The organism is Comamonas sp. UBA7840 (assembly GCF_002501455.1).
Classification (GTDB): Bacteria; Pseudomonadota; Gammaproteobacteria; order Burkholderiales; family Burkholderiaceae_C; genus Comamonas; species Comamonas jiangduensis.
The window spans coordinates 28798-47500 of sequence record NZ_DLTI01000004.1 but is presented as its reverse complement, the minus strand read 5'-3'; the positions used below and the strand labels follow the sequence as shown (position 1 = coordinate 47500).

Genomic DNA, 18703 nt, shown 5'->3' with positions numbered 1-18703 from the left:
CAGAATTTAGGGGTACAGGCCGCGCATTTCACGGGCATGCAAGATGCGCTGGCACGCCACGATGAACGTTGCGGTGCGCAGACTGACTTTGTTCTCTTGCGCGACTTTCCAGACCCCTGCAAACGCCTCTTGCATGATGCGCACCAGGCGGGCATTGATTTCATCTTCGCTCCAAAAGAAGCTGGAGAAGTCCTGCACCCATTCGAAGTACGACACCGTCACGCCGCCTGCATTGGCGATCACGTCGGGCAGCACCAGCACGCCCTTGTCATGCAGGATGTCGTCGGCTTCGGGGGTGGTGGGGCCGTTGGCGCCTTCAATCACCATCTTGGCCTTGATGCGTTGGGCGTTGTCCTTGTTGATCTGGCCTTCCAGTGCAGCGGGAATCAGGATGTCGCAGTCGACGGCCCAGAAAGCCTCCGCTTCCATGCTTTCCGCATCGGGGAAGCCTTGCACGCCACCCTGGGTGCGCACATGTTCCTGCAAGGCGAGGGCATCCAGACCCTGGGCGTTGTAGATGCTGCCCGTATGGTCTTGCACCGCCACCACTTTGGCGCCTGCATCGGCAAACAGCTTGCCGGCGGTGCCGCCCACATTGCCAAAACCTTGTACGGCGATTCGCGCCCCTTCCAGCCGCAGGCCAATCAGCTTGGCCGCTTCTACGCCCACGGTGAATACACCACGGCCCGTGGCCTCAACCCGACCCAGTGAACCGCCCAGATCCACGGGCTTGCCGGTGACCACGCCGGTGGCGGTGGCGCCTGTGTTCATGGAGTAGGTGTCCATCATCCAGGCCATGATCTGGCCGTTGGTGTTCACGTCGGGTGCGGGGATGTCCTTGGTTGGGCCAATCAGCAGGCCAATCTCGCTGGTGTAGCGGCGGGTCAGGCGTTCCAGCTCACCCTTGGAGAGCTTGCGTGGATCTACGCGGATGCCGCCCTTGGCGCCGCCGTAGGGCACGTTGACAGCGGCATTCTTGATCGACATCCACGCTGACAGCGCCATCACTTCCGATAGCGTGACATCTTGGTGAAAGCGCACGCCGCCCTTGCCGGGGCCACGGCTGAGGTTGTGCTGCACGCGGTAGCCCTCAAAGTGGGCGATAGAGCCGTCATCCATCTCGATGGGCACATCCACGATCAGGATGCGCTTGGGGCGTTTTAGCGTCTCCACCCAGCGGGCCAGCGAACCCAGATAGGGCGTGACGCGATCCACCTGCTGCAGGTAGGTGCCCCAGGGGCCGACGTCGTCGGGGTTCAGATAAGACGGCAAAGCATGGGTTATCAGATGCGCGGAAGAGTCATGTGCAGGCATAAATACCTCGAAAAAGTAATGCAACCAAACCGTGGCAAACAGAAGGCTTGAGAAGGCTTGGCGTGCTTTTTTCAGCGTACGCAGGCTGTGGTGTGCTGTCCAAGGCCGCTTGCTTGCGTTGCTATAAATATTTTGCATAACCATGCAAAATGCGCGAAAAACACAGAAGTCGCATCCCATTGAACGCTAAATCTGCACATAAATCCACTGTAGAAAAATCAAGCCCGGTCTTTGCAGCGTGGAGGGCGTACCAAAGACCGTAAAGGGGTATCAGGAATCCAGCATCTGGGCGTGGGCGCCAATTCCCTGCGGCGCACAAAGCTGCACAGTTTTGCCATGATGGCGCCCATGTCGACTGAATCCGAAAAAGATTGCCCCACAGGCTTTTGTGCTCCCCAAGCAGGAGGGCCATCGCCTTTTGCCAATCAGCCCCCTCTGGGCCTGAGCCTGCTGGCCCAGGACGACCCCGAGGACGTGCTGCCCGACTGGCCCAAAATTGCGCCCGATTTGCCGCAAGACACCTATTCCATTGCCGATGCGCTGTGGTGGTGCCACAAGCTCGGCGAGCGCTCCGCGCGCGGCGAGGACGTGGTCTATATGCTGACCAGTGCTGCGGATGCGCGCGCAGTCCACAACGCCTTGGCGGTGGCCCGCAAATGGTGGCCGGCAGGCAGTGTGCCCCGGTACTGGAAATCAGGTGGCCCCGCACGCGATGCGGCAGCGCTGATTCATGCGCCGCTGCCGGAACCCGGGGTGCACACCGATGTAACCACGGCTGCAGCCCCAGCCCACGTCTTTAGCTTGCGGGGTGTAGAAGGTGAAATTGCGCTGCGAATTCGGCAGGCGGTGACGGCAGACCAAGCGGCAGCACTGACGCCAGAAACCGCCATCGACTTGATCGATGCCTATGCAGTCGCGATAGAGTTTGTAGACAGCCGCTGGCGCGAAGGCACCCAGGCCCCGGCGCTGACGTTGCTGGCAGATGGCCAATGCCACGGTGGTCTGGTGCTGGGCCCATGGCAAGACTTTGCGCCGCTGCGTACACACAACTGGTCAGCCCAACGCTGCTCGCTACAGGTCAATGACGAGGCGGTGCAAGGCTTTACTGGCACCCACAGCTTGCAAGACCCTACCTGGTTGTTGCCTGCGTGGCTGCAGCATGTGACGCAGCATTACGGAACGGTGCAGGCAGGCACGGTGGTCACGACTGGCACCTGGACGGGCTGCCCCCAGGTGCAAGCAGGCGATCTGGTGACTGTGCGCTTTGAAGGGCTGGGCGAGGTGCGCTGGCAGTTCTAAGCTGACATCTAGTAAGAGCGCTGCAACGCTCTTGCTGTCCTATTGCATTGCTTATGCGGCTTCTGCCCCTTATGCCGCGCGCAGCACAGGCCGGGCAGTTTGCATGCTGCCGGTCTTCAGGTAGCGCTGGTGCCAGGCGTAGGCCTCGTCCAGCAGGTGCGGCGTGTGCTTGCCAGGCGCATCGCGCAGCGCGCGCTCCAGGTAGTCGGTCATCGCGGCCTTGTAGTCGGGGTGCACGCATTTCTCGATGATCAAGCGTGCCCGCTGCACCGGCGCCAGGCCGCGCAGATCGGCCAGGCCTTGTTCGGTGACGATGACCTGCACATCGTGCTCGGTGTGGTCCACGTGGGACACCATGGGCACGATGCAGCTGATCTTGCCGCCCTTGGCCATGGACGGCGTCATGAAGATGGATAGGTAGGCGTTGCGCGCAAAGTCGCCGCTGCCGCCAATGCCGTTCATGATGGATGAACCCATGACGTGCGTGCTGTTGACGTTGCCGTACATGTCGGCCTCGATCAGTGCGTTCATGGAGATCAGGCCCATGCGGCGGATCAGCTCGGGGTGGTTCGAGATTTCCTGCGGGCGCAGGATGATGCGCTGGCGGTAGTACTCGATGTTGGCCAGAAAGCGCTCCATGGTCTCGGGGCTGAGCGCCAAAGAGGTGGTGGAGGCGGTGTCGAGCTTGCCCGATTCCAGCATGTCCAGCATGCCGTCCTGCAGTACCTCGGTGTAGGCGTTCAGGTGGTCGAAGGGGCCGTGGTTCAGGCCGGCCAGCACGGCGTTGGCGATATTGCCCACGCCCGACTGCAGGGGCAGCAGCTCGGGCGGCAGGCGGCCTACCTTCACTTCGTGCTGCAGAAAGTCGATGATGTGCTGGGCAATGCGGTTGGAGTCTTCATCAGGTGCCGTGAAAGCCGCTAGCTTGTCGCGCTGCTGTGTGGGCACCACGGCAATTACCTTGCTCAGATCGCAGTGCAGGTAGGGGTCGCCAATGCGGTCAAACGGGTGCTCCATGGGAATGGGCTTGCGCTTGGGCGGCACGGCGGCGCCGTAGTAGATGTCGTGCATGCCCTCCAGCTCGGCCGGCTGGGCGCTGTTAACTTCCAGAATGATCTTGTCGGCCTGCTCCAGCCAGGTCTTGTTGTTGCCCACTGAGGTGGAGGGGATCAGGCGCCCGTCAGGCAGGATGCCCGCCACCTCGATCACCGCCACGTCCAGGTGGCCCAGAAAGCCGAACCACACGTACTGCGCCACGTGCGAGAGGTGGATGTCGACGTACTGCATGCGGCCGTCGTTGATCTCCTTGCGCACCGTCGGATCGGACTGGTAGGGCAGGCGGCGTTCGATGCCGTGCACCTTGGCCAGGGCGCCGTCCAGCTCGGCCGAGGTGGAGGCCCCCGTCCACAGGCTGATGCGGAAGTTGCCGCCATGGGCGTTTTGCTCTTCAATGCGACGCGCCAGCGCCTGGGGCACGGCCTTGGGCGCCCCCGCCGGCGTGAAGCCGCTCATGCCCAGCGTCATGCCGGACTGGATCAGGCTGGCGGCCTGATCGGCCGTCATGATGCGCTCGCGCAAAGCGGGGCATAGCACGCGATCCGCAGGCGATGCAGCGGTGAAAGTGGTTTGCATGGATGTCGTCTCCCTGATTTGACTGTCGTTCAAACAGTGTTTATTGGTCTTTTTGCGGGTTTTGCCCTAAGTGGCAACCCGCAGTTGACCACAGCGAGTGCTGGCACGCCAGAGTTCTTGATCAGGGAAAACGCGGGTATCAGCAGGCAAAAAATCATGCGTCATCAGGACAGCAGGACAGCAGGACAGCAGGACAGCAGGACAGCAGGACAGCAGGACAGCAGGACAGCAGGACAGCAGGACAGCAGGACAGCAGGACAGCAGGACAGCAGGACAGCAGTCCGCATTGCAGGCGCACGGGGAGGGTTGATCGCGTGCAGCGGCGTGCGCTGACACCCGCAGGCTTGGGGTGCCCGCCACAATGGCGGTTATGGCTTTTGTACGCTCCAGCTGGAACCAGCACCTCGCGCGATGGTTGCGCCCATTTCAACCTTTTGTGGATGCCATCAAGCTGTGGCTGGATGCCGACGGCTTGCGCATGAGCGCAGCCATGACGTTTTACGGCCTGCTCAGTCTTTCACCGCTGGTGCTGCTGATCGTGGGCTTGCTAGGCTGGTGGATGGACCGCAGCGTGGTGGAAAGCACCTTGCTCGATCAGGTGCGGGGCGTGATGGGCGAGCGTGGTGCCAGCGTGGTGCAAGGGGCATTGGCCAGCGCCCAAGCGCCTGCACAAGGGCGTTTGGCATCCATCGCCGCATTTGTCTTGCTGCTTTCCGGTGCGACGGGGGTGTTTGTTGAACTGCAAAATTCGCTCAACAAACTATGGAGGTTTGGTGCGAACGAGCCACCCCCGCCGCAAAAAGCATGGTGGAAGCTGGCCACGCTGCGCCTGCGTGGATTGGCGTATGTGCTGGTGGTGGGTTTTTTGATGCTGGTGACCATGGTGCTGTCGACCGCCATCAAGATGTTCACCCAGTTGGCAGGCAATTGGCTCAATATGGAGCCACCCGGGCTGGTGGTGAGTCTGGTCAACGAAGGCGTGTCCCTGGTGGTGATGACGGTGCTGTTTGTGGGTCTCATGCGCATAGGCACAGGCCGCAAACCCCAGCTGCGTTATCTGGTGCTGGGCGCGGTGGTGTCGTCCACCTTGTTCATGCTGAGCAAACAGGCGCTTGCCTGGTATTTGTCCACAGCGGCGGTGGTGTCCGCGTACGGGGCTGCAGGCTCACTGGTGGTGGTGCTGATGTGGATTTATGTCACATCGGCCATTTTGCTGCTGGGGGCCAGCTGCGCCAAAGCGTGGGAGATGCAGCACCGCCGCAACGTGTTGCGAAGCGAAGCCCGCTTGGCGGGCTTACCCCCCGAGCGGTCGATGGTGCCACGCAGCGTAGGCTCTCAAGGCAGCCAGCGATGGCCTGAGATTTGAGGGGTACGCTGACATGGTAGGTGTGCTGCTTGGCGGTGAAAGCGGGGTTTAGGCCTTGGTCAGCGTGGCATCGATGTCTGCCAGCAGCTGGAGTGCGGCGCCATGGGTGCCGTGCGGCAGACGGTTGGTCCATTCATGCTCTGCCAGCGGGTGCACGCTGCAGCTATCAGGCAGTCCGGCATTGGCATCAAGCAGCGCATGCATGCGTGGCACGAACACCCACTGCAGCCATTCCTCGATTTGCAAGGTGTCGTACATGAAGGGCATGGCAGATGCCATCGCCTCTGCCGAAGGAGGCTGGGCACTCCACAGCGAAGCCGCGCGCAGTTCGGCTTCCAGTTGTTGCAGCTGTCGACGTAAAAGGGTAGATGTATCGCTCATGGCTGCAATTTTGCGCTTTCTGCCAAACCCTGGCAGCACACCGTTATTACCCTGATGAGGTTTCCCCGCAGCGCGCGTCAACTGCGTTACAGCGCGCGAGGAAAATTGCTCGGGGTTTGCCCGAAAAGTTCTGCACAGCGGAATTCTCGGCTGGTTATTTGGAAAAACTCCCCCTAGTCTGGTTGCGCCGCAGTGAAAAACTGCACCGTCAACAGACAAGGAGACCGGGATGCCAAACAACCACGGAGCGTGCTTTGCAGCCATGCACAGCCGCTCATACAGCGGGAGGGCGTGATGGACGTTTTTCTGCAGCAAGTGCTCAATGGCCTGACATTGGGCGGTATCTATGGATTGGTGGCGCTGGGTCTGACGCTGGTGTACGGCATTTTGCATGTGCCCAATTTTGCGCACGGTGCGTTCTACATGATTGGTGCGTTTGTGGCCTTCCACGCCATGAATGCCTGGGGCTTGAATTATTGGCTGGCCATGCTGGTGGCCGCCGGTGTGGTGGCGGTGATGGCGGTGATCAGCGAACGCTTGGTGTTTCACCCACTGCGCAATGCCTCGGGCATTCACCCCATGATCGCCGCGATTGGCGTGCTGCTGTTTCTGGAAGCTGCCGCCCAAGCCATCTGGGGTGCAGACTTTCAGCGCATGCAAACGCCTTACACCAGCATCATTGATCTGGGGGGCATCACCGCGCCTGCGCAGCGCTTGCTGATCATTGCCGCCGCGTTTGCGTTGATGGTGGCGCTGCACCTGTTCCTGACGCGCACGGTGATGGGCTCTACCATCATCGCCATGGCGCAAAACCGCGATGGTGCATCCATTGTGGGCATTGATGCCAACCGCGTCGCCATGCTGACGTTTGCCATCTCGGGGGTGCTGGCTGCCGTGGCGGCCACGCTGTACGCCCCGATCAATTTGGTCTATCCCGCCATGGGGCATCTGGTGATCACCAAGGCTTTTGTGATCATTATTTTGGGGGGCATGGGCAGCATTCCCGGCGCCATTGTGGGCGGACTAATCATCGGGTTTGCCGAGAGTTTTGGTGCTTATTACATCTCCACCGACTACAAGGACATCATCGCCTTTGTGCTGCTGGTGGTGATCTTGTCGATGCGCCCCGAGGGCCTGTTTGCAAAGAGGGGGCGCTGAGATGAAAGGCTTTATCGATAGCAAATTGGCGTGGGGGCTGCTGCTGGCTGCCAGTTTGGTGTTCCCGTGGGTGGCGGGCAATGACTACCACCTCACCGTGATGAGCACTGCGTTCATCTTTGCGATTGCCACGCTGGGCTTGAACCTGATTACGGGCTACACCGGTCAGCTCAATCTGGCGCACGCGGGCTTTATGGCGGTCGGCGCGTATACCGTCGGTATCTTGACGGTGGACCATGGCTGGAGTTTCTGGGCCGCCTTCCCCATGGCAGGCGTGGTCAGTGCCTTCATGGGTTATTTTGTCGGCATTGTGTCGTTGCGCCTCAAGGGTCATTTCTTCTCGATCTTCACGCTGTGCGTGGGCTACATCATGTTCCTGCTGATCGAGAAGTGGGAGAGCCTCACGCACGGCACGGTGGGCATCATGGGCATCCCCGCGCCTGAGCCGATTGGCTCTGTGGCGTTTGAATCGCCCGTGGCGCTGTACTACCTCACACTGTTTTTCTTGGTGATGGCGGTGTGGGCCATGCGCCGCATCGTCAAATCGCTGCTGGGCCGCACTTTCATTGCGATTCGCAACAGCGATGAGCTGGCGGAGGCGCTGGGCATCAACCTCATGCGCAACAAGACCCTGGCCTTCATGCTCAGCGTCTTCTACGCCGGTATGGCGGGCGGGCTGTACGCGGGTTTTGTGCGTTTTATCGGGCCAGATATTGCCGGTGCGCAGCACACCTTTGACATGATGATTTTCATGATCGTGGGTGGCTTGGGCACGGTATTGGGCCCCCTGCTGGGCGCCATTGGCATGCCATGGCTCACGCAGTCGCTGCAGTTCCTGCAGGAGTACCGCTTCATCGTGTTCGGCCCCATTTTGGTGGCGCTGGTCATCTTCTTGCCCCACGGCATTGTGGGCAGTTTTCTGGCGTGGCGCGCACGCCGTGATGCCAAGGAGGGCAAGCCCCATGCTCAAGATTGAGAAACTCACCAAGAAGTTTGGCGGCCTGGCGGCCGTGAACGACGTCAGCACGGTGATTGAAGAAGGCAAGATCAACGCCATCATTGGCCCCAATGGCGCTGGCAAGACCACGTTCTTTAACCTGATCAGCTCCATGCACAAGCCCACCAGCGGCACCATCACCTTCAACGGGCAAGACGTGACCTCGCTGCGCCCTGACCAGGTGGCCAAACTGGGCATTGCGCGCACCTTCCAATCCACCTCGCTGTTTGATAAAGCCACGGTGCTGGACAACCTCATCGTGGGCCACCGCCTGCGCACGCACTCGGGGCTCTGGGATGTGCTGCGCGGCTCCAGCCGCCTGCGTGAGGAAGAGCGTGTGTGCCGCGAAAAAGCGCGTGATGCGCTGGACTTTGTCGGCCTCTCGCCCATCGCCCACCGCTTGGCGGGCGACATCTCGCAGGAAGAGCGCAAGCGCGTGGCTTTCGCTTTGGCGCTGGCCACCGACCCCAAGTTGTTGCTGCTCGATGAGCCCGCAGGTGGCGTCAACCCCGAAGAAACCGAAGGGCTGGCACAACTGATCCGCAAGTTTGTGCAGCACGGCATGACGGTGGCGCTGATCGAGCACAAGATGGCCATGATCATGAGCCTGGCCGACAAAATTTTGGTGCTGAGCTATGGCGAAAAAATTGCCGAAGGCACACCCGATGCCATCCGCCGCAACCCGGCGGTGATCGATGCCTACCTGGGGAGCGAGCATGCTGAAGTTTGAGAACGTATCGCTGAAGTACGGCAGTTTTCTGGCGCTGGACAAGGTCAGCCTGCACGCCGACAAGGGCGAGCTGGTGGTGCTGCTGGGCGCCAATGGCGCGGGCAAGAGTTCGCTGTTCTTGACGGCCAGTGGCATTCACCAGGCCGCCGGTGGCTCCATCACCTGGGAGGGTAAGGAGCTGGTGGGCAGCAAGCCCAGCACCATCGTGCAATCGGGCGTTGTGCAGTGCCCCGAAGGGCGCAAGCTGTTTCCGCAAATGACGGTGCAAAAGAACCTGGAGCTCGGGGCGTACGTGCACCGCCGAGACGCCGGCCCCAGCCAGCAAATTCTGGAAGAGGTGTTTGCGCTGTTCCCCATCTTGCGCGACAAAAAAGACGACCCGGCGGGTTCGCTCTCGGGCGGCCAGCAGCAGATGGTGGCCATTGGCCGCGCCATGATGGGCCGGCCCAAAGTGCTGCTGCTGGATGAGCCTTCGCTGGGCCTGGCGCCCTTGGTCATCAAGCAGATGTTTGAAGTCATTCAGCGCATCAACCAAAGCGGCACCACGGTGCTGCTGGCCGAGCAAAACGCCTTTGCGGCGCTGAAGATCGCGCACCGCGCCTATGTGCTGGAAAACGGCCACATCGTGCGCGAAGGCAAGCCGGATGAACTCCTGGCGGATGACTCCATCCGCAAAGCCTATATCGGCGCTTGACCCCTGTTTTTCTCACGCGAATCCATACCTACACAAGGAGACAACCATGCGTGCATTTTCTCGACTCAATCGCCGCCAGCTGACCGGGCTGGCCTTGGCCTGTGCCGCCACTTTTGCAGCACCCGCGATGGCGCAAGAGGTGGTGAAGATTGGCTACTCCGGCCCGCTGTCGGGGGGGGCGGCCCAGTACGGCAAGAATGCCCTCGATGGCATGCTGCTGGCGGCCGATGAGCTCAACGCGGCCAACCTGGATGTGGGCGGCAAAAAGGTGAAGTTTGAGATCGTTCCACTGGACGACAAGTACAACCCTTCCGAGACTGCCATCAACGCCCAGCGCCTGGTACAGCAGTACAAAACACCGGCCGTGCTGGTGCCCCATTCGGGTGGCATTTTTGCGTTGCAGACCACCAACGAGCGCAACAACTTCATCGTGCTGGCCTACAGCTCGGTGCCGCAGATCACCGATCGCGGCAACAAGCTGACGCTGCGCATTCCGCCCGAGTTCACCACCTACATCGAGCCCTTTTCCAACTACCTGATGCAGCGTTACGGCAAGAAGGTGGCGATGATTGGCGCGGACCACGACTACGGCAAGGCCTGGGCGGCAGCCTTCAAGCCCGGCTGGGAAAAGCTGGGCGGTACCGTGGTGGCGGAAAACCCCATGAGCTACAACCGCGCCACCGACTTTTACAGCGGCGTGAGCAAGGCGCTGGCGGCCAAGCCCGATGTGCTGTTTGTCGGCGGTGCCTCCGAGCCCACCGCGCTGGTGGTCAAGCAGGCGCGGGAGCTGGGCTTTAAGGGCGGTTTCCTGGTGATGGACCAGGCCAAGCTCGATGAAATGGCGCGCGTGGTGGGCGGCATGGAGCCGCTGGAAGGCGCGATTGGCGTGCTGCCCGTGTCGGCCGACCCATCGCCGGATAACAAGGCTTTTATGGAGCGCTTTGGCAAGAAGTTTGAGGGCCGTGTGCCGGGCTCCGAAGCACTGTGGAACTACACTGCCGTGCATGCGACTGCCAAGGCCATGCAACTGGCGGGCACGGCCAGCGATGCCAAGGCCATCCATGCCAAGCTGGACGCGGGCTACAAAGCGCTGTCCTCGCAAGTCAACCCCGGCGGTGTGCTGGGCGTGAACGAGCGCGGTGGCACGCTGACCAAGGAACGGGGCGGCGCGGTCAAAGATGGCAAGATCATCGTGGTCAGCACCGAGAAAAAATAAGCCGACCGTTCGGTAGATGCCAACAAAAAAGCGCACTGCGGTGCGCTTTTTTTGTGGCCGGAAGGAAGCTGATTAATCCATAAAAGTAGCTGCTGGCGCTTGCAAATAAAGGGTTTCCATGCGTTTTGTAGCTGAAACCATTAGATGAAGAGCGCTGGCTGCTACTTATATTGCAATCAGATCAAGCTGGCTCCGCCATCGAGCACCAGGGCCTGGCCCGTCATGTGGCGTGAAGCGTCTGACGCCAAATACACCACGGCGCCTTTCAAATCTTCTTCACCGCCAATGCGGCGCAGCGGCGCGCGGGCGATGAGCTGGTCGCCCAGTTTGTCGATCAAACCGCTGGCCAGCTTGCTGGGGAAAAAGCCCGGGCAGATCGAGTTCACCCGGATGCCGTAGTGGCCCCATTCCGAAGCCAGCGTGCGCGCCAGGTGCACGGCGGCGGCTTTGGAGGTGTTGTAGGCCACGGTGTTCATGCCGGGTGGCGTGCCCTTGAACGCCGCTACCGAGGCGGTGATGATGATGTTGCCTTGGCCCTTGGGAATCATCACGCGCTTGGCCACTTCGCGCGTCAGAAAGAAGGGGGCCGAGACGTTCAGGTTCATCACCTTGTGCCACGCTGCATCGGGATAGTCTTCGGCCTTTTCGCCCCAGGTTGCCCCGGCGTTGTTGACCAGAATGTCGATGGTGCCCAGCTGGGCCAGAACGTCATCGACCAGGGCAGGAATCGCGTCAAAATTTTGCAGATCGTTGGCGAAAGTGTGCACTTCAATGCCCAAGCCTTCGAGGTGTGCCTTGGCCTCGGCCAGCTCGTCGGCCTTGCGGGCGGTAATGGCCAACTTGGCGCCCATTTCGCCCAAGGCCTCGGCCATTTGCAGGCCCAGTCCACGCGATCCGCCGGTAATCAAGGCGGTCTTGCCGCTCAGGTCAAACAGTTGTTTCACGCCCATGCTTGTGTCTCCTAGAAAGTGCTGCAACAGTCGATCCGCGTAGCGGAACGCGCTGATGAACATGCTAGGTTTGCAGGGTGAAAAACGCTGTCGTCTTGGCTACTGCAAAAGACCGGGATTACGCTTGGTAGATGGCTTGCTGCAAGCGGCGCACGATGCGCTCCAGCTCGGGCTTGGCGCGTTGCATCAGCATCTCGGCAGAGATCAGCCGCGCGGGGCCGCCGCAGCTGATGGCCATCAGCGGCAGCCCACGCCCGGGCGAAAACGCCAGCGCAATCGCATTCACATGCGGCAGCCAGTCGCCAAACGAGGTGGTCAGCCACGGGTGGGCGCGGTCTTGGTGCTGCGGCCACAAGTGCTGCTGCTGCATGGCGGCTTCCCACTGGTCTGGGGCATGGGCCTGCAGGTAATCCATGGCTTGCTGGCGCTCATCCAGCGGGCAGGCCGCCAGCCATGCGCGTCCCATGGCGGTGGTGCCCAGCGGCAGGCGGGTGCCAATGTTCAGGTCGGAATCCATGGGCAGCGGGCTGGGGCTGTGTTCGATGTAGACCATGTTGTGCCGGTCGCGCGTGGCCAGTGCCACTTCGGTTTGCGTGATGTCGCTGAGCTTGTGCATCAAGGGCCGTGCCAGCTTGCGCACATCCAGTCCCGACAACATGGCGCTGCCCAGCGCCAGCGTGGCCGTGCCCAGGCGGTATTTGCCCTCGCTGGGCACATGGATCAAATAGCCCAGCGTGGTCAGCGTATAGGTCAGCCGGGACACCGTGGACTTGGGCAGACCGCAACGTTTGGCGATGTCTTGGTTGCCCAGCAGTTTTTCGCCAGAGCGAAAACACGACAGCACATCCAGACCGCGCGCCAAGGCGGTGACGTAGTTGCGGTCGCTGGAATCGGAAGAGGGCGGCAAGCGGGCAGGCATGCCACCGATTATGGGAAGCCCGCCGTTGTCGCGCCAGAGGGCTTTCGCGGACAAAAAAGCCTGCCGATGCAGTGCATGGGCAGGCTGGGCTGTGGCCCGTGCAAGCCGCTTACTTTTCGACGAAAGCGCGCTCGATCACAAAGTCACCGGGGGTGGTGGTGTTGCCTTCCTTGAAGCCGCGCTGCTCCATCATTTCCTTGAGCTGCGCCAGCATGGCGGGGCTGCCGCAGAGCATGACGCGGTCGGTCTCGGGGTTCAGTGCAGGCAGGCCCAGGCACTGGGGGAACACGTTGTTGTTGATCAGGTCGGTGATGCGGCCTTGGTTGCGGAAAGGCTCGCGCGTGACGGTGGGGTAGTAGTGCAGCTTGCCCTTGACGATCTCGCCCAAGAATTCATGTTCGGGCAGTTGCTCGAACATTTCTTGGTAGGCCAGCTCTTTCACCTCACGCACGCCGTGCACCACGACCACGTTGTCAAACTTTTCGTAGGTTTCGGGGTCGCGTGCCACGGCCAGCCAAGGGGCCAGGCCGGTGCCGGTGCCAATCATGTACAGGTTCTTGCCAGGCAGCAGGTAGTCGATCAGCAGCGTGCCTGTGGGCTTTTTGCCGACGATGATGGTGTCCCCCACCTGGATGTGCTGCAGACGCGAAGTCAGCGGGCCATCTTCGACCTTGATCGACAGAAACTCCAGGTGCTCTTCGTAGTTGGGGCTGGCAATCGAGTACGCACGCAGCAGATTTTTGCCGTCTACCTTCAGGCCAATCATGGTGAAGTGGCCGTTGGAGAAACGCAGCGAGGTGTCACGGGTGGTCGTGAAGGAAAACAGGCGGTCGGTCCAGTGGTGCACGGACAGGACGCGTTCTTCGAGAAAAGCACTCATGATGAAAAGAGATGGATGGCGTAAAAACGGGCACAACCGGCCCGGGCTTAAAAAGCCAGTTGGCGAACCCGGAGGTACTGCGCATATGCGCAAGGGGTATAGCAGGCCGACTTTTTATATTTCAAACTCGTATTGTCCGAGAAATGCCAGGCCAGGGGGGCGGTTGCGGTCTTTGGTTTGAGATGGATTAGTAATAAGCTGCTGCGCCGCGCGCAAAAGTGACGGAAACCTTGACATTGATTAATGCTCGGATTTAGCATAATGCGCTCGTGCTGGGTGCCCAAGGCCTCGGCGCTTTTTTTACCACTACATATACTCAATTTGAGTATTAATCAAAATGGTGTGTGCCACACCGTGGAGGACGACCTATGCAATTGCGCTGGACTTTGCCTGTGCTGGCCATGGCTGCTTTGCCTGCGTGGGCAGCACTTGGGGTGCTGAAGATTGGCGAAATCAACAGCTACAAGGCTATGCCGGCTTTTTTGGAGCCCTACAAAAAAGGCATGGACCTGGCGGTAGAGCAAATCAACGCCCAGGGCGGTTTGCTGGGCAAGCAAGTGGTGCTGGTCACGCGCGATGACAACGGCAACCCCGGCGACGCCGTGCGTGCCGCCGAAGAGCTGTACACCCGCGAGAAGATCGATGTGCTCACCGGCTCGTTCCTGTCGCACGTGGGCATGGCACTGACCGACTACGCCGGGCAGAAAAAGCGTTTCTTCCTCGCCTCCGAAACGCTGACCGATAAGGTGGTCTGGCAAAACGGCAACCGCTACACCTACCGCCTGCGTGGCTCTACCTACATGCAGACGGCCATGCTGGTGCAAGAGGCCAAAAAGCTCAACAAAAAGCGCTGGGCCATCGTCTATCCTAACTACGAATACGGCCAGTCCGCCGTGGCCACCTTCAAGCAGCTGATGAAAGAGGCGCAGCCCGACATTGAGTTTGTCGCCGAGCAAGCGCCCGCCCTGGGCAAGATCGACGCCGGTTCTGTCGTGCAAGCGATTGCCGATGCCAAGCCCGACGCCATCTTCAACGTGCTGTTCTCGGTGGACCTGGGCAAGTTTGTGCGCGAGGGCAACACCCGCGGCCTGTTCAAAGACCGCACCGTGGTGGGCCTGCTCTCCGGCGAGCCGGAATACCTGGACGCCTTGCGCCAGGAAGCGCCCGAGGGCTGGATCGTCACCGGCTACCCTTGGTACAGCATCAAAACGCCTGCGCACGATGCGTTCTTGAAGGCCTACCAGGGCAAGTTCAAGGACTACCCGCGCCTGGGCACCATCGTGGGCTACAACGCTATCCAGTCGCTGGCGGCCGGCATCACCAAGGCGGGCAGCACCGACACCGAAGCGCTCATCAAGGCCTTCAAGGGCCTGAACGTGAACACGCCCTGGGGGCCCATCACCTACCGCGCCCAGGACAATCAGTCCACCATGGGCGCGTATGTGGGCACCACCACCTACAGCAAAGAGCTGCAGCGCGGCATCATGACCAACTTCTACTATGCCGATGGCAAAGACTTTCAGCCGACGGACGCTGCGGTGAAAAAGCTGCGCCCTGCCAGCGCGCAATAAAGCGCCACGGCGCATGGAAAAACTAGCTGCTTGCGCAGGGCGGTGAGTTTGAAGCGTTTTGGCGCTCTCAGGTAATACCAGCCAGCGCGAGCAGCTATCTTTTTACAGCAAACTGCTGGGAATATATGAGTGCATCTGGCCTGCTGGCCCAATTGCTCAACGGACTGGCCAGCGCCTCGTCGCTGTTTCTGGTGTCGGTGGGCCTGTCCTTGATTTTTGGGGTCACGCGCACCATCAACTTTGCGCACGGCTCGTTTTTTATGCTGGGCGCCTACCTGGCGTTTTCCAGCGTGGAGTCACTCGCGCCCCACATCGGTTTTTGGCCCGCGCTGTTGCTGGCGCCCCTGGCCTGCGGCCTGCTGGGCGCGCTGACGGAAATCGGCCTGCTGCGCCGCATCTACCAAGCGCCGGAGCTATTTCAGCTGTTGGCCACGTTTGCGCTGGTGCTGGTCATCAAAGATGCCGCGCTGTGGCTGTGGGGCCCCGAAGAATTGTTTGGCCCGCGCGCGGCGGGCCTGGAAGGCGCGGTCGAGATCTTGGGCCGACAGTTCCCCACCTATGACCTGCTGCTGATCGCCGTCGGCCCCCTGGTGCTGCTGGGGCTGCACCTGCTGCTCACGCGCACCCGCTTTGGCACGCTGGTGCGTGCGGCCACGCAAGACCGCGAAATGGTGGGCGCGCTGGGGGTGAACCAGGCGTGGCTGTTCACGGCGGTGTTTGCGCTGGGCACGCTGCTGGCGGGCCTGGCCGGTGCGCTGCAATTGCCGCGCGAACCAGCGAGTTTAGAGATGGACATGACCACCATTGGCGCGGCCTTTGTGGTGGTGGTGGTGGGCGGCATGGGCAGCATTCCGGGGGCGTTCATTGCCGCGCTGCTAATTGCGCAGATCAAGGCCGTGTGCATCTGGCTGGGCGTGCAAGAGATTGCGGGCGTAGCGGTGTCGTTCTCCAAGCTCACGCTGGTGGTGGAATTTGTGGTGATGGCCACGGTGCTGATCTGGCGGCCCTGGGGCTTGCTGGGCAAGCCCCAAGCACCTGCGCGCCACGGCGGGGCGCCGGAGATGCCCTTGCGCAGCGCCAGCCCGCAAGCGGTGTGGGCATGGTCTGCACTGATGCTGGGTCTGGCGGTGTTGCCCTTGCTGCTGGCGGCGGAAAACTACGCCACCGTGCTGCTCACCGACATGCTGATTGCCGCGCTGTTTGCGGCCAGCTTGCACTTCATCCTCGGACCCGGCGGCATGCATTCGTTTGGCCACGCGGCCTACTTTGGCTTGGGCGCTTATGGCGCTGCGCTGGCCGTGCGTGCCTTGGAGCTGCCGATGGAAGCGGCCCTGCTGTTCGGCCCACTGGCGGCGGCTGCGGGCGCGCTGCTGTACGGCTGGTTCTGCGTGCGCCTGTCGGGCGTGTACCTGACCATGCTGACCTTGGCGTTTGCACAAATTACCTGGGCCATCGTGTTCCAGTGGGATGACTTCACGGGCGGCAGCAACGGTCTTACGGGCGTGTGGCCTTCGGCATGGGCTGACCAGGGGGCGAACTTTTATTGGCTGGCGCTGGCCCTGTGTGCGGTGGGCATCTACCTGCTGCGCCGCATGCTGTTTTCCCCCCTGGGCTATGCCCTGCGGGCCGCGCGGGATTCCGCCGTGCGTGCCGATGCGATAGGGCTGGATGTGCGCCGCATCCAATGGACGGCCTTGGTGATTGCCGCCGCTTTGGCCGGGGTGGCCGGGGCGCTGTTTGTGTTCTCCAAAGGCAGTGTGGCACCCGACAGCCTGAGCGTGACCAAGAGCGTGGATGCGCTGGTCATGGTGCTGCTGGGCGGTATTCAAACCCTGGCAGGCCCGGTGGTGGGCTCTGCGGCGTTCACCTGGCTGCACGACACGGTGGCACGCAACACCGACTACTGGCGGGCCTTGATGGGCGGCATCATGCTGGTGCTGGTGCTGCTGTTTCCGCAAGGGATTGCGGGTTTTGCGCAGCAGGTGCAACCGTGGGTTGCTTCCAAAAAGAAAGTGCAGGTGGCTGCATGACTGCCTTGCTGCAAGTGCAGAACATCAGCAAATCGTTTGGCGGCGTGCAGGCCGTGCGCGATGTGTCACTGACGCTGCAAGCCGGTGAATTGCTGGCGCTGATTGGGCCGAACGGCGCGGGCAAATCCACCACCTTCAACATGGTGGGCGGGCAGCTCACGCCAGACCGTGGCAGTGTGCGGCTGCACGGCAACAATATTGCTGGCCTGGCACCGCGTGCTATCTGGCGCCAAGGCGTGGGGCGCACCTTTCAGATTGCGCAGACCTTTGCCTCACTCACCGTGGTGGAGAACGTGCAGATGGCCTTGCTTTCGCAAGACCGCCGCATTTTTCAGTGGTGGCCACGCGCTGCCGCGCACCGGCGCAGCCATGCGCTGGCGCTGCTCGATCAGGTGGGCATGGCCGCGCAGGCCGACAGGCCATGCAGTGAGCTGGCCTATGGCGACGTCAAGCGCGTAGAACTGGCCATGGCGCTGGCCCCCAACCCCCAGCTGCTGCTGATGGACGAACCCACCGCCGGCATGGCCCCCGGTGAGCGCGTGGCGCTGATGCAGCTGACGCGCCAGCTGGCACAGCAGCGCCACATGGGCGTGCTGTTTACCGAGCACAGCATGGATGTGGTGTTTGGCCAGGCCGACCGCGTGGCGGTGCTGGTGCGTGGCCAGTTGCTGGCCGAAGGCACGCCCCAGCAGGTGCGCGAGGACGCGCGCGTGCAGCAAGCGTATTTGGGGACGGGCCTGGTGCTGGAGAAGTCGCAATGAATGAAGTTGATAGCTATCAGCGCTTGTCAGATATGCCTCAAGTGCCAAAAACACCATCCACCCCTTTGCTGCAGGTAGAAGGCCTGAACGCTTGGTATGGCGCCGCACACATCTTGCACGGCGTGTCGCTGCACGTGGGGCGCGGCGAAGTGGTGGCGCTGATGGGGCGCAACGGTGCGGGCAAATCCACCACGCTCAAATCCATGGTCGGGCTGGTGGAGCGGCGCCAAGGAAAAGTTCTTTTCATGGGTGCTGACATTGGCCGCAAAGCCTCGCACCAGATTGCGCGGCTGGGCCTGGGCTATGTGCCCGAAGACCGGCGCATCTTTACCGAGCTAACGGTGCTGGAAAACCTGGAAGTGGGCCGCCAGGCAGCGCGCAGTTGGCCCGACGGCAGTGCGCTGCCGCACTGGACGCCTGAAAAGCTTTTTGCACTGTTTCCTAATCTGGGTGAAATGCCCCAGCGCCCCGGCGGCCAGATGAGCGGTGGCGAGCAGCAAATGCTCAGCGTAGCGCGCACGTTGATGGGCCAGCCCTATGTGGTGCTCCTGGATGAGCCCAGCGAAGGGGTGGCGCCGCTGATCGTGGAGCAAATGGCTAAAACCATTTTGCAGCTCAAAGCCCAGGGCATTGCCATTGTGCTGAGCGAGCAAAACCTGCCGTTTGCGCAGGTGGTGGCTGACCGCGCCTATGTGCTGGAAAAAGGCCAGATCGTGCACAGCGGCCCCATGGCCGAGCTGGCGGGCAATGCCCAGGTGCGCCAGCAGTATTTGGGCGTCTGAAAAGCGCTTTGCAGCCCGCTGCC

17 protein-coding genes are annotated in these 18703 nt (G+C 61.5%); 11 read left to right on the top strand and 6 right to left on the bottom strand.

Annotated elements, in window-relative coordinates:
- Positions 1-6: 6 nt before the first annotated feature.
- Complete coding sequence (locus B3R00_RS00800; protein WP_286996844.1) at positions 7-1314, bottom strand: Glu/Leu/Phe/Val family dehydrogenase; 1308 nt, start codon at positions 1312-1314, stop codon at positions 7-9.
- A 348-nt stretch (positions 1315-1662) separates the two neighbouring features.
- Here B3R00_RS00800 and B3R00_RS00795 point away from each other — a divergent pair, with 348 nt between their 5' ends.
- On the top strand, positions 1663-2613 hold the full coding sequence (locus B3R00_RS00795) for a fumarylacetoacetate hydrolase family protein (RefSeq protein WP_286996843.1): 951 nt from the start codon (positions 1663-1665) through the stop codon (positions 2611-2613).
- A gap of 69 nt (positions 2614-2682) precedes the next feature.
- On the opposite strand, the gene B3R00_RS00790 is transcribed toward B3R00_RS00795, so the two are convergent.
- Positions 2683-4245, bottom strand: coding sequence for an acetyl-CoA hydrolase/transferase family protein (locus B3R00_RS00790; RefSeq protein WP_286996842.1), 1563 nt, complete (start codon positions 4243-4245; stop codon positions 2683-2685).
- A 370-nt stretch (positions 4246-4615) separates the two neighbouring features.
- Between B3R00_RS00790 and B3R00_RS00785 the strand changes: the two genes are divergently transcribed.
- Positions 4616-5611, top strand: a complete 996-nt coding sequence (locus B3R00_RS00785; protein WP_286996840.1) for a YihY/virulence factor BrkB family protein — start codon at positions 4616-4618, stop codon at positions 5609-5611.
- A 48-nt stretch (positions 5612-5659) separates the two neighbouring features.
- Here B3R00_RS00785 and B3R00_RS00780 read toward each other — a convergent pair whose 3' ends face one another.
- The gene (locus tag B3R00_RS00780; protein ID WP_286996839.1) at positions 5660-5992 is read right to left on the bottom strand and encodes a YqcC family protein; all 333 of its coding nucleotides are present in this window, start codon (positions 5990-5992) and stop codon (positions 5660-5662) included.
- 294 nt (positions 5993-6286) lie between these two features.
- Between B3R00_RS00780 and B3R00_RS00775 the strand changes: the two genes are divergently transcribed.
- The 5 genes from B3R00_RS00775 to B3R00_RS00755 are packed head-to-tail and all read left to right on the top strand — an operon-like array spanning position 6287 to position 10787.
- Entirely contained in the window at positions 6287-7150 is an 864-nt protein-coding gene (locus B3R00_RS00775; protein WP_219163449.1) for a branched-chain amino acid ABC transporter permease, read from the top strand.
- A gap of 1 nt (position 7151) precedes the next feature.
- Complete coding sequence (locus B3R00_RS00770; RefSeq protein ID WP_286996837.1) at positions 7152-8126, top strand: branched-chain amino acid ABC transporter permease; 975 nt, start codon at positions 7152-7154, stop codon at positions 8124-8126.
- Positions 8113-8877, top strand: coding sequence for an ABC transporter ATP-binding protein (locus tag B3R00_RS00765; RefSeq protein ID WP_284213526.1), 765 nt, complete (start codon positions 8113-8115; stop codon positions 8875-8877). The genes B3R00_RS00770 and B3R00_RS00765 overlap by 14 nt, the downstream gene beginning before the upstream one ends.
- A complete protein-coding gene (locus B3R00_RS00760) occupies positions 8864-9571 on the top strand; it encodes an ABC transporter ATP-binding protein (protein WP_286996835.1) in 708 nt (235 codons plus the stop codon). The genes B3R00_RS00765 and B3R00_RS00760 overlap by 14 nt, the downstream gene beginning before the upstream one ends.
- 46 nt (positions 9572-9617) lie before the next feature.
- Complete coding sequence (locus tag B3R00_RS00755; protein ID WP_286996834.1) at positions 9618-10787, top strand: ABC transporter substrate-binding protein; 1170 nt, start codon at positions 9618-9620, stop codon at positions 10785-10787.
- Between the two features lie 176 nt (positions 10788-10963).
- On the opposite strand, the gene B3R00_RS00750 is transcribed toward B3R00_RS00755, so the two are convergent.
- From B3R00_RS00750 to B3R00_RS00740, 3 genes are all read right to left on the bottom strand, one after another.
- Positions 10964-11737 carry an SDR family oxidoreductase gene (locus B3R00_RS00750; RefSeq protein WP_286996833.1) on the bottom strand — a complete coding sequence of 258 codons (774 nt, stop codon included), beginning with the start codon at positions 11735-11737 and terminating at the stop codon, positions 10964-10966.
- 118 nt (positions 11738-11855) lie between these two features.
- Positions 11856-12656 (bottom strand): IclR family transcriptional regulator, encoded by an 801-nt coding sequence (locus tag B3R00_RS00745; RefSeq protein WP_284213530.1) that lies wholly within the window; start codon positions 12654-12656, stop codon positions 11856-11858.
- Positions 12657-12765: 109 nt separating this feature from the next.
- On the bottom strand, positions 12766-13536 hold the full coding sequence (locus tag B3R00_RS00740; protein ID WP_284213531.1) for a ferredoxin--NADP reductase: 771 nt from the start codon (positions 13534-13536) through the stop codon (positions 12766-12768).
- 368 nt (positions 13537-13904) lie between these two features.
- On the opposite strand from B3R00_RS00740, the gene B3R00_RS00735 reads away from it, so the two are divergent.
- The 4 genes from B3R00_RS00735 to B3R00_RS00720 all read left to right on the top strand — a co-directional run bounded on the left by B3R00_RS00735 (position 13905) and on the right by B3R00_RS00720 (position 18680).
- Positions 13905-15107 carry an ABC transporter substrate-binding protein gene (locus B3R00_RS00735; RefSeq protein ID WP_286996832.1) on the top strand — a complete coding sequence of 401 codons (1203 nt, stop codon included), beginning with the start codon at positions 13905-13907 and terminating at the stop codon, positions 15105-15107.
- 125 nt (positions 15108-15232) lie between these two features.
- The gene (locus B3R00_RS00730) at positions 15233-17137 is read left to right on the top strand and encodes an ABC transporter permease (protein ID WP_286996831.1); all 1905 of its coding nucleotides are present in this window, start codon (positions 15233-15235) and stop codon (positions 17135-17137) included.
- Complete coding sequence (locus tag B3R00_RS00725; RefSeq protein WP_286996830.1) at positions 17134-17898, top strand: ABC transporter ATP-binding protein; 765 nt, start codon at positions 17134-17136, stop codon at positions 17896-17898. Before B3R00_RS00730 ends, B3R00_RS00725 begins: the two co-directional genes overlap by 4 nt.
- Complete coding sequence (locus B3R00_RS00720) at positions 17895-18680, top strand: ABC transporter ATP-binding protein (RefSeq protein WP_286996828.1); 786 nt, start codon at positions 17895-17897, stop codon at positions 18678-18680. The genes B3R00_RS00725 and B3R00_RS00720 overlap by 4 nt, the downstream gene beginning before the upstream one ends.
- The last annotated feature ends 23 nt before the right edge of the window (positions 18681-18703 follow it).